Below are 9,703 nucleotides of genomic sequence, written 5' to 3'. Positions count from 1 at the left end.
CTACATCGTTGATTTCCAAGGCATCTTTTATTACTTGATCCTTGAACTCTTTAGGATATCTTTTACTTTTCATGTCCTATCCCCTCCGTCAATATTATTTTACATTATTGTGGGACAGGACTCCAATCTCATTTAGGGGCTAAATAGTCAGTTCGTTAAAAGAAAAGAATTTTCTGTTGCGAAGTGCCGCAATGATCCAAGTGGATATGACATTCACCGTGCCTTCGGCATTTGGTTTGTCTTTCGGTGAAACCGGTCGGGCAGGGATGATTGCTGTCCCATAATGTTCGGCCATTTCCTGGTAAATCCGGTTTAGGACAACTTCGCTACGTGTATGACGGATGACGCCAGTTTTAAGGTTGTCGGGAACGAGAATCCTTGTAGCACCCCCAAAGAACTGGTAGGCATGAATGTGAGCCGTGATCCAATTCTCAGTGACCATTGACGGAAATGCTTCCGCATAACTGTAAAGGCTACATGGTAGCGAAGCAACAAAAACATAGGCCTTAATATCTTCGCCAGTGATCGAGTCCGTAACAGTGAGCGTGTTTCCGGCCCAATCCACTTCTAGAAGTTCACCTGGCTTGCGTTTGATTCGCATGGTCGCTTTGGTCTTGTATACGAACGCTTTATAGTAATCACAAAACTGGGTGTATTGATAAGGGATAGCCTTTTCGGCTTCACATTGCTCACAATATTCACTCCACAGTAATGTAAGGGTAACGCCGGGTTTTGCCAACTCCTTGTGTATATAGGAATAATCCGGCATCTTGCGACCCGACTCTTTAACCCTTCCGGGATATAGAATCTTCCTGATTTCTTCATCTGTTAACTCGTCAGACAAAGGCCATACTAATAGACCCTTCTGTTCAGCAAGGTCGCAGACTTCAGTAACCGTGTTTCTTGAACAGGGGAGACTAGTCGCGATTTGACTCTTGCTGTGGTTCAGACATTTGAGCCTGATGATTTCTCGATAATTTACCACAGTTATCGACCTCCATAAAAATATTTACACAAAAATTGTGCATATATCAATTATAGGGTCGCTATATGATGTGATATAGGTCGGTTGCTCTGCACTTCGTGAAGGTTGCTCTATTTTATCGAGACATATGCTCATTTTTACCGAGAAGTGTGCTCTCTTGAAACGAAATATTCACTTAAATGCTAGAAATCAAAGGGAAATATAATACCGCAATAGTCTACACAAACAATATTGAGTCAACTGCAATTAAGCAGGTCGAAACCCTATGTAATCAGGAGTTTGTCCAAGACAGTAAAATAAGGATTATGCCCGACGTACACAGTGGGGCAGGCTGTACAATAGGCACTACTATGACCATTAAGGATAAGGTGGTGCCTAATCTGGTCGGCGTTGATATTGGATGTGGGATGGAAGTTATCAAGCTTGAAAATCGAAATATTGAACTTCAAAAGCTGGATAAGCTGATTTATGAAAAGATACCCTGTGGTTTTAATATAAGGGAGAAAGAACACCAGTTTAATGATGACATAGACCTCAACAAGCTTAATTGCAAAGGACAAGTTAATCTTGCAAGGGCAAAACGTAGTATTGGAACATTGGGTGGCGGTAACCACTTTATTGAGGTTAATAAGGATAGCGAGAGTAATTTATATATCGTGATTCACTCCGGCAGTCGCCATCTAGGTCATGAGGTTGCTAGCCTCTATCAGGAGGAAGCCTTTAGGTCCCTCAATAAGAATACCAAACTTGAACTGGATGCATATATCCGGGAACTTAAAGAAGCAGGACGTGAAAAGGAGATTAAGAAAGAACTAAAAAGGAAAAAACAAGAGATACTGACCGATATTCCTAAGCCCTTGGCCTATGTATCAGGAAAACTGTTTAATGATTATATCCACGATATGAAAATAGTACAGTATTTTGCTGAGCTTAACCGTAAAGCCATGATACAGGAAATAGTCAAAGGGATGAAACTAAATGTAATTGATCAGTTCACTACCATTCACAACTACATTGATATGGAGAAAATGATCCTAAGAAAAGGTGCAGTTTCTGCCCAACAGGGAGAAAAACTATTGATCCCAATAAATATGCGGGATGGTAGTCTAATCTGCATAGGAAAAGGGAATGCAGATTGGAATTTTTCTGCTCCGCATGGGGCAGGACGAATCATGAGCAGGACACAAGCTCGTCAGTCCTTTACACTCTCTCAGTATAAAGACACAATGGCAGGCATCTTTACCACCTCAGTTAATAAAGTAACCCTTGACGAATGTCCACTTGCCTATAAGCCTATTGAGGAAATAGTAAATAATATCGGTGACACAGTTGATATTATTGATACAATCAGACCGATCTATAACTTTAAGGCAGCAGAATAAAAAGAAGATAAGCAGGTGACTAAAAATGCTATATGCTAAAAACACACCCAATAATACTGGAGTAGCCATTTATGGCGACTTTAGGGACTTTGAGGCACTTTACGATCAGTTACACGAAATTGTTGGTGATGAGGGGTTCTATCCCTCCTATGATACCGCCCGTATAAGAGTACTTGGTGTGTGTTATGACTTACGTCATGCAATGATGGGGGACAGGGAAATTGAGTTTGTTGATAATGGTATGGACCAGGATAAGATGAGACGCTTGTCCACAATTACCAGTGATAAAAATATCTACCTGGTTATAAATGTTCTCTGGCCTGAAATGCTGTTTGTTCTCAAGGCACTAAATGATTTTGTGTTATTACATGCCAGAAAGCAGGCAAAAAATACATATACTGTGATGAGACACCACAAAAATATCTGGGACAATTCAATTGCCCAGGTGCGGTTCTTTCAAGCAGCTGTAGCAAAGTGTCTAAAAGAAACCGTATCCGAGGCTTCTTATGCCCGTATTATCAACCTAATGAATAAAGATTACACGTGGTTTGATAACTACATCACACAGTATTTAGACCTTCTAAATCTTAAATTTATAGATATGGATAAGGAAAAGCGCCTAAAAAATATCCCAACAATGGCCAAACGGTTAGTAGAAAAAGAGAAGGAATACATAAACCTAAAAGAAGATCTTGAAGAAGCTGCAAAAATTCACAATTGTTCGGTAAAGAATTTAAGGCTAAAGAACGATTACCCTGAAAATATAGAGTGGTAAGTTGAAAGGCGATGATTATTGGGAGTAATACTTAGCAAAGATGTTGCCAGTAATCATAAGTAGCCACAATAGCCGCAGCCGCGGCTAAATAGAGGGAGCGGCAACCGCCGCTCCTTTTGCAACTAACATCAACTATACCTCTGGCTGTGGTAATGCCATATGCCAGGTAGAAGCCCGCTCCTGCAGCTGCCATAAAGGTCAGCGGGTTATGACCCAAAAGCCCGGCGAGGGATCTTCTGCCAGTACCATGACCACAGACCTAAACCCCAAAGGGTACTGGCAGAAGTTCACGGCCTTGTACCCCAAAGGAGTGACCCTGACAGGCCGGAACCTGTCCCGTTGGAGACGGGGGAAGCGGGAGAGTGCCGGACACAGGAACTTAGTGGCTGGCAGTCACCGGCGACCAATAAGACGTAACATCTAGCTGCCGGTGTCTGCCGACCCGGACAAGTTTAAAATGTACTACCGGTATTAGGCCAGACCCCAAAATATTCTTTTAAGTGGCCTAGTACCAGTGGTTCCCTTTTGCCCAAGAGTAGTGCCAGAGTCTATCGGCGCAGCTGCGCCTAAGATTAAAGTTGGCTCGTCACAGCGGGACATTCGCAGGGCAGCTGCCCTGCTGAACAAAAAAATAGGCCCGAAGGCCCGCAACCCTAAAGGCTGCGAACCTCCTGCACCTGCCGATGTGCGCTGCGCTCAGCTGCCTCGTAGGCCAGCTCAACCATAGCAACAAAAGCTATATGCTTACAGCGGATACCACGAACAACGTAATCTTGGCAGCTGCAGCTATAGCTCTTAGGGCTAATGCTAATAGCAAATATCTTACCTTCATACTTCACAAAGCCGCGCAGCACAACACCTCTTGCTACAAAGAATCTGTACTTAACTTCCCACTGCCAACCAGCTTGCAGCCCCGCTAAACCGCGGCCAAACCTACCAGACTCAACCTTACCTAACAGCTTTCTCAACATAACTTTAAACCTCCCATTTTCTTCAGAAAAAGACGGAGACGGTGCCTGGTCTGTCAAGGGCCGCGCAGCGGGCGAAGAAAAAGTTTTTCTGACCCCATAGATAGAGACTTATAAGTAGAAAAAGTTTTTCTTCGCGAACCCTTGACTGGCCAGGCATTGCCGCTGCCCATCAGGGACAACTAACCTTGGATTTCCCGCTGCCTAAAGAGGATGACCCGCAACAGGGGCAGCGGGAAATTTCTGCGAAGTGACTAGCCCACACAGATCGCCACGGCTTGTAGTGTGAAGCAACGGCAAAGGCGAAGTATAATGGGAAGGCATGGGAGGCATGACCCCAAAGCCTGCCACGAACAGGTGCAGCGGTCGCTTAGAATGGAAATATTAAAGCCTCCCGGCCCCATGAGTGGGGCGGGAGGTTGGAGGGTTGGGGCTGAAGGACCACAGAGGCAAGGCAGCTATTAGGCCCGCACCCAAAAGGTCGGCCCACAGTAGCGGGCCTATTTGCTGCCTGACATGCACAAAGGACCTCAGAGGCCAGCGAGCACTCTGCTGGAGGCCATAACCCCAAAGATCCGACCCTAAAGCGGGCTGCCGGCAGTGTGCGGCCTAAGACCCCAGGGAGAGGCAGGGTGCCGACCCAAAGGAATGCTGATTAGTAGGGCACTCTGCCGAAGGTTACCTTGGGGATAACAGCAACAGGGTTAGAAAAACTACTCTTGAAGTTAACAAGTATTGCGTACTAGAAATAGCTTGTAAATACAAGCCGCATTGCATTTGTACAAGCCAAAACAGTAACTTTCTCAAAATAATCTTCAATATGAAAGGGACTATCCATAAAGATCTCGAAATAGAGTGAATTCATATGCCAATATCCGTAAAGCTTTATTGTTGTTTAGTACCACATATGATACTATAATTACGAGTATGTAGGGGTGGTGTAGTGAGCAAATTAAAAAAGCTCTATGAAAAGATTAAAAATAACCCTAGAGCAGTACGGTTTAATGAACTTGATAAGATACTTCGTTCAGCGGGATTTTCGAAGCGACAGCCAAGCGGAGGATCTAGTCACTTTATCTACATAAAAGAGGACAAATCATTATCAGTACCTTTTGATCAGCCACACATCAAGAGGATTTATGTTGAAAGAGCCATAGAATTAATAGGTGATTGTTTCGAAGAAGAGTAGTCTAACCCGTTACTAAAGGGGGAATTATCTATGAAAGATATTATTAAAGACATTGAATACTACTTAGCACTACCTTATAGGATTATGCTTTATCCTGCTGAGGAAGGCGGGTTTGTGGTGGAAATACCTGAATTGCCAGGGTGCATTTCTCAAGGTGAAACTAGGGAAGATGCCTTGGTAATGATTGAGGACGCTAAGATAGCCTGGTTACAAGTGGCCCTTGAATTAGGCCGGGACATACCGGAACCAGCGGAGGAGGAAGAATCCTTCAGTGGCAAATTTGTATTAAGACTACCTAAGTCTTTACATAGAGATTTAGCCAAAAAAGCAAAAGAGGAAAATGTTAGCTTAAACCAATTGGCTACTTATCTACTCTCTACAGCAATGGGTAAACCACCAGCAATAAAGAAATAATTTAGGTTAACTTTTTTGATAAATTTTTTACTAGCATAAGTAGCCAACTATTGACACCGGAAAATATTTACATTAAAATAATACCAAAGTCGACCGGACGTTTGTTTGGGTCGGCTTTTTCTATTTATACGGAGCGGGGCCACCGGTCGGTCCCGCTGCAGAAAAATACAGTGAAACGGAGGATGGTAGTATGGCAGTAGTAAAAGAGCCCTATGCCTGCAGTATTAAGTTAAGGTACCAAACCGGCGTGAACGCCCAGGGCAATCCCATCTTTGTCAACCGTACCTACAATAATGCTAAAATTGCCGCCACAGATCAAAATCTCTATGATGTGGCCACAGCAATTAACAGCCTGCAGAGCACTTCACTGGTAGGTATCTACCGAACTGACGACAGCGAACTGCTTAACCAGTAAGCTGTCTATCTAGGTAGCACTACTGTTGCCTAGCTTATTATTAATACAAGGAGGACGGAAGTATGGCTAAAACACTGGAAATGATTTTTGTTAACGTGGCCGGTGATAAAGTAACCCTTAGGGTAGCAGACCCTAGGGACGATATGACCGAAGCCGAAGTAAAAACCGTCATGGATACTGTCGTAGCAAAGGATATCTTCACCAGCTCCGGTGGAGCACTCACAGGTGTTGCCGGTGCTCGTATCGTGACCCGTGACGTAACTGAAATGAATATTCTGTAGTATAAAACCAGCGAGGAGGGAGGCGGCAAGCCTCCCTTTTTGCATGTAGTAATTTACACGCACCCTTACACGCGGGCGTGTAAACTGCACAAAGGCATGCGTATAAGCACGCGTGAAAGAGGAATATTTGGAGGTGAAATAAACATGGAAGACCTTTTGAAATTAGCCTCGAATTATGGTTTTCCTATGGTGGTAGCGGGTTACTTACTTCTAAGACTTGAGCCCACCATTAGGGATTTGCAGAAGAGTATTAATTTGTTGAGTTTGATTATTGCTAAACAGAGTAATATTGACTTGGAAGAAGTGGGGGAGTTAATTAATACCTACTGTGGAGGACCTTCTAAATAACTCATATCAGAGATACCAGCTGCTAGGGCCTGGTATCTTTGTAGTTTATAGGTAACAGAAGTCACTTAATATTGAAAAGGCATAAAGTCTATCTAGATAGAAAAGAACAGCAAAACCCCATAGCCATATTTTACAAGGTCTGCGGGTTTTATAAAATAAAGTTTAGTAAATAAAAGTGGTAGAGTCATAGTTTCGGAATATTCACTTGTACAGTGGATATTGATTTTATCTAAAATAAAGATACGACAATGACGAATGGTATTTTGTAATACCGAGAAGGAAAATGGCATATTGCTATAGAAATATATTTTATCAGAACATCGTACGGTAATATCGAATAAACTTTGCGCAGGAGTAGTTACAATGGAAAAAAATCAAGAAAAGAAATCCTCTCAAATTCGTTCAATAGCTAAAGCTTTAACAATCATAGATCTTTTAACATCAAACCAGGAAGGTTTACCATTAGCTCAAATTGCCCTTAAAACTGGGAATGCAAAAAGTACAGTTCATGGTCTATTGTCTACCTTAAGGGATTTTGGATATGTTGAACAGTCGCCCTTCACTGGAAATTACAAATTAGGAATGAGATTATTTGAAATTGGTAGCGTTGTAGCAAAGTGTTGGGATGTAAGAGCCGTGGGTGCACCATATATTCAACAATTAGTCAATGAGATTAATGAGACTGTTCACCTTGTAGTGCTGGACCGAGGGGAAGTCTTATATATCGATAAACGGGAGAGTGCTAAAAACTTAAGAATCGTCTCCGAAATTGGAATGCGTTTACCAGCCCATTGTACTGGTGTGGGTAAAGTCTTAATGGCTTATCTTACTGAAGCTGAGGTCAAACTGATTGTCAAGAAAAAAGGATTATCAAGCTATACAAAAAATACAATAACCGACTTTGATACTTTAAAAAATGAGCTTATCAAAATACGTGAGCAAGGTTTTGCCTATGATAAAGAAGAGATTATGGATAGTTTATGTTGCGTTGCGGCACCAATATTTGATCATTACGGTAAAGCGTGTGCAGCACTCAGCGTTTCTTCTACAACATCTCGTTTTAACGAACATCATGAGCAAATAAAAGAAATGGTTATAAATACAGCAAAAGATATATCTGAATCCTTAGGTCATAATATTAACTCTATAAGGAGTGGTCATAATGGAGCTTAGAAACTTTTTATTTGCACCATTAAAGAACAAGAAATTTGGTTTTACAATTCGTGCAAATCAACAAGGTCTTTTATCCGGTTCAAAAGAATTGGCACAACTTATAGAGACCCTACCAATTAATATTGACTATATTGCTAAAGAAGGCACTTCAATAAATGAAGGAACAGTTATTTTAAGAGGCGAGGGAGAAGCGGAGGCTGTTGCTAGTTCAGAGGAAAAGCTGTTAGGTGTAATTGGCAAACCATCGGGCGTTGCTACTTCAGCGGCGAATTTTGTAAGGGAAAGTGAAGGAAAGATAAGAATTGTTTGTGGTGCATGGAAAAAAGTAGTATCCGAAATTAGGCCTGCCTTGCGACAAGCAATTGCAACCGGTGGTGCAGGAATACGTATAACTGATGAACCATTTATTTATCTTGATAAAAACTATGTCCGGATGCTTGGTAGTGTAGGCCAAGCTGTAAGACGAGCTAAGGAATTTAGTGAAGGTAGAGTGGTTTCAGTACAAATAAAGGGAGAACAGCAAAATATCTTACAAGAAGCTCTTGAGGGGTACGAAGCTGGAGCAGGTATTTTAATGGTAGATACAGGCCATATTCAGGACCTAAAATCTATCATTAGATTTGCTCAGAATAAAGGCTGGAGACAAAAAGTTAAATTAGCTTTTGGTGGTGGTGCTAGGTTAGAAGATTTACCAAAATTTATTTCCACTGGAGCAGATATTATCGATGTCGGGCGGGGAATTATAGATGCACCAATGATCGATTTTAGTTTCGACGTGACTATTTTATAAAGGGTGGGTAGTTTGAACACTACTATCAACTACAACGAAGTAGATAAAAAAGATAGCAATCGAGAACAGTCATCTGACATCTATAATACGGCTATAGAGTCTGAAATTATAACTGATGCTGTGAAGTTGGCACCCTACATTAAAGGGTTACTGGGAGATGATATTGGTTTATATATCACTAATTTAGATAAAAACCTTTATTGTAATCATGGTCAACTAAAATTAGCTGTCAAAGCGGGTGATCCTATTAAGGAAGGTGGGACCGCTTACCTAACCATCAAAAGAAGGCAGAGGACGGTTGCTAAGGTTGGAGCTGAAGTTTACGGAATTCCGTATATCGGTATATGCCAGCCGTTGAAAGATACTGAGACAGGAAAGATAGTAGGGACCATGATAACCGTTACACCAATCGAACGTCAGGAAAAACTCAATCAAGTAGCAGAAGTAATAGAGGGTAGGGTTAATAGCCTATCCCTTGCTACAGATAATCTTTCTGCAACATCTGAGGAATTAGCAGCCGCCACAGAACATTTAAATAGCCATTCCCACAGTATTAGTGAGGAAATAAAAAAGACCGACATTATAGTTAGTTTAATTAATGAAATTGCTGAAGAAACCCATATTTTGGGATTAAACGCTGCCATCGAGGCAGCTCGGGTTGGGCAACTAGGGGGAGGCTTTAATGTAGTTGCTGTGGAAATTCGTAAGCTTTCTCATGAAACACAGCGATCGGCTAAAGAAATTCTGCAAACTTTACAGTCTGTACAGAAAAATACTATGGATTTAACCAACTCCATTGAGCAAATTCTTGCAAGTACTCAGCAACAGGCAGCATCGGCTGAGGAAATTAACGCTGTTGCCAGTGAATTAAGCTCAGTGGCTCAAGAACTAAAAAAACAAGCCAGTGATTTGCTGCGATAGTTATAAGATCTACAAAATTAAAAGTTTTGTATTACTTTTAGCCTGGATGTCATTTATCTAAA

The 9,703-nt window shown here is 41.8% G+C and carries 13 protein-coding genes; 10 read left to right on the top strand and 3 right to left on the bottom strand.

Annotated elements, in window-relative coordinates; all coding sequences use genetic code 11:
• Positions 1–139: 139 nt before the first annotated feature.
• On the bottom strand, positions 140–985 hold the full coding sequence (istA, locus tag P6N53_RS13260; RefSeq protein ID WP_304543930.1) for an IS21 family transposase: 846 nt from the start codon (positions 983–985) through the stop codon (positions 140–142).
• A 179-nt stretch (positions 986–1,164) separates the two neighbouring features.
• Here istA and P6N53_RS13255 point away from each other — a divergent pair, with 179 nt between their 5' ends.
• Both P6N53_RS13255 and P6N53_RS13250 read left to right on the top strand, forming a co-directional pair.
• Positions 1,165–2,367 carry an RtcB family protein gene (locus P6N53_RS13255; protein WP_304543928.1) on the top strand — a complete coding sequence of 401 codons (1,203 nt, stop codon included), beginning with the start codon at positions 1,165–1,167 and terminating at the stop codon, positions 2,365–2,367.
• A 25-nt stretch (positions 2,368–2,392) separates the two neighbouring features.
• Entirely contained in the window at positions 2,393–3,142 is a 750-nt protein-coding gene (locus P6N53_RS13250; protein WP_304543927.1) for a DUF6904 family protein, read from the top strand.
• A 31-nt stretch (positions 3,143–3,173) separates the two neighbouring features.
• Here the strand turns inward: P6N53_RS13250 and P6N53_RS13245 are convergent, their stop codons facing one another.
• Complete coding sequence (locus P6N53_RS13245; protein WP_304543925.1) at positions 3,174–3,359, bottom strand: hypothetical protein; 186 nt, start codon at positions 3,357–3,359, stop codon at positions 3,174–3,176.
• Between the two features lie 436 nt (positions 3,360–3,795).
• On the bottom strand, positions 3,796–4,113 hold the full coding sequence (locus P6N53_RS13240) for an SWIM zinc finger family protein (protein WP_304543923.1): 318 nt from the start codon (positions 4,111–4,113) through the stop codon (positions 3,796–3,798).
• Between the two features lie 940 nt (positions 4,114–5,053).
• Here P6N53_RS13240 and P6N53_RS13235 point away from each other — a divergent pair.
• The 8 genes from P6N53_RS13235 to P6N53_RS13200 all read left to right on the top strand — a co-directional run bounded on the left by P6N53_RS13235 (position 5,054) and on the right by P6N53_RS13200 (position 9,641).
• Entirely contained in the window at positions 5,054–5,299 is a 246-nt protein-coding gene (locus tag P6N53_RS13235) for a toxin HicA (RefSeq protein WP_304543921.1), read from the top strand.
• Positions 5,300–5,329: 30 nt separating this feature from the next.
• On the top strand, positions 5,330–5,713 hold the full coding sequence (locus P6N53_RS13230) for a type II toxin-antitoxin system HicB family antitoxin (RefSeq protein WP_304543919.1): 384 nt from the start codon (positions 5,330–5,332) through the stop codon (positions 5,711–5,713).
• Between the two features lie 190 nt (positions 5,714–5,903).
• Positions 5,904–6,128, top strand: a complete 225-nt coding sequence (locus P6N53_RS13225; protein WP_304543917.1) for a DUF1659 domain-containing protein — start codon at positions 5,904–5,906, stop codon at positions 6,126–6,128.
• Positions 6,129–6,190: 62 nt separating this feature from the next.
• A complete protein-coding gene (locus tag P6N53_RS13220) occupies positions 6,191–6,409 on the top strand; it encodes a DUF2922 domain-containing protein (RefSeq protein WP_304543915.1) in 219 nt (72 codons plus the stop codon).
• A 144-nt stretch (positions 6,410–6,553) separates the two neighbouring features.
• On the top strand, positions 6,554–6,757 hold the full coding sequence (locus tag P6N53_RS13215; RefSeq protein ID WP_304543913.1) for a YvrJ family protein: 204 nt from the start codon (positions 6,554–6,556) through the stop codon (positions 6,755–6,757).
• A gap of 363 nt (positions 6,758–7,120) precedes the next feature.
• Entirely contained in the window at positions 7,121–7,930 is an 810-nt protein-coding gene (locus tag P6N53_RS13210) for an IclR family transcriptional regulator (protein ID WP_304543911.1), read from the top strand.
• Positions 7,920–8,720 (top strand): beta/alpha barrel domain-containing protein, encoded by an 801-nt coding sequence (locus tag P6N53_RS13205; protein WP_304543908.1) that lies wholly within the window; start codon positions 7,920–7,922, stop codon positions 8,718–8,720. The genes P6N53_RS13210 and P6N53_RS13205 overlap by 11 nt, the downstream gene beginning before the upstream one ends.
• Before the next feature lie 12 nt (positions 8,721–8,732).
• A complete protein-coding gene (locus P6N53_RS13200; protein ID WP_304543906.1) occupies positions 8,733–9,641 on the top strand; it encodes a methyl-accepting chemotaxis protein in 909 nt (302 codons plus the stop codon).
• Positions 9,642–9,703 lie beyond the last annotated feature (62 nt).

The sequence above is a fragment of the Desulforamulus aquiferis genome, from assembly GCF_030577015.1.
Lineage (GTDB): Bacteria > Bacillota > Desulfotomaculia > Desulfotomaculales > Desulfotomaculaceae > Desulfotomaculum > Desulfotomaculum aquiferis.
This window is presented reverse-complemented; position numbering and strand designations above follow the sequence as displayed.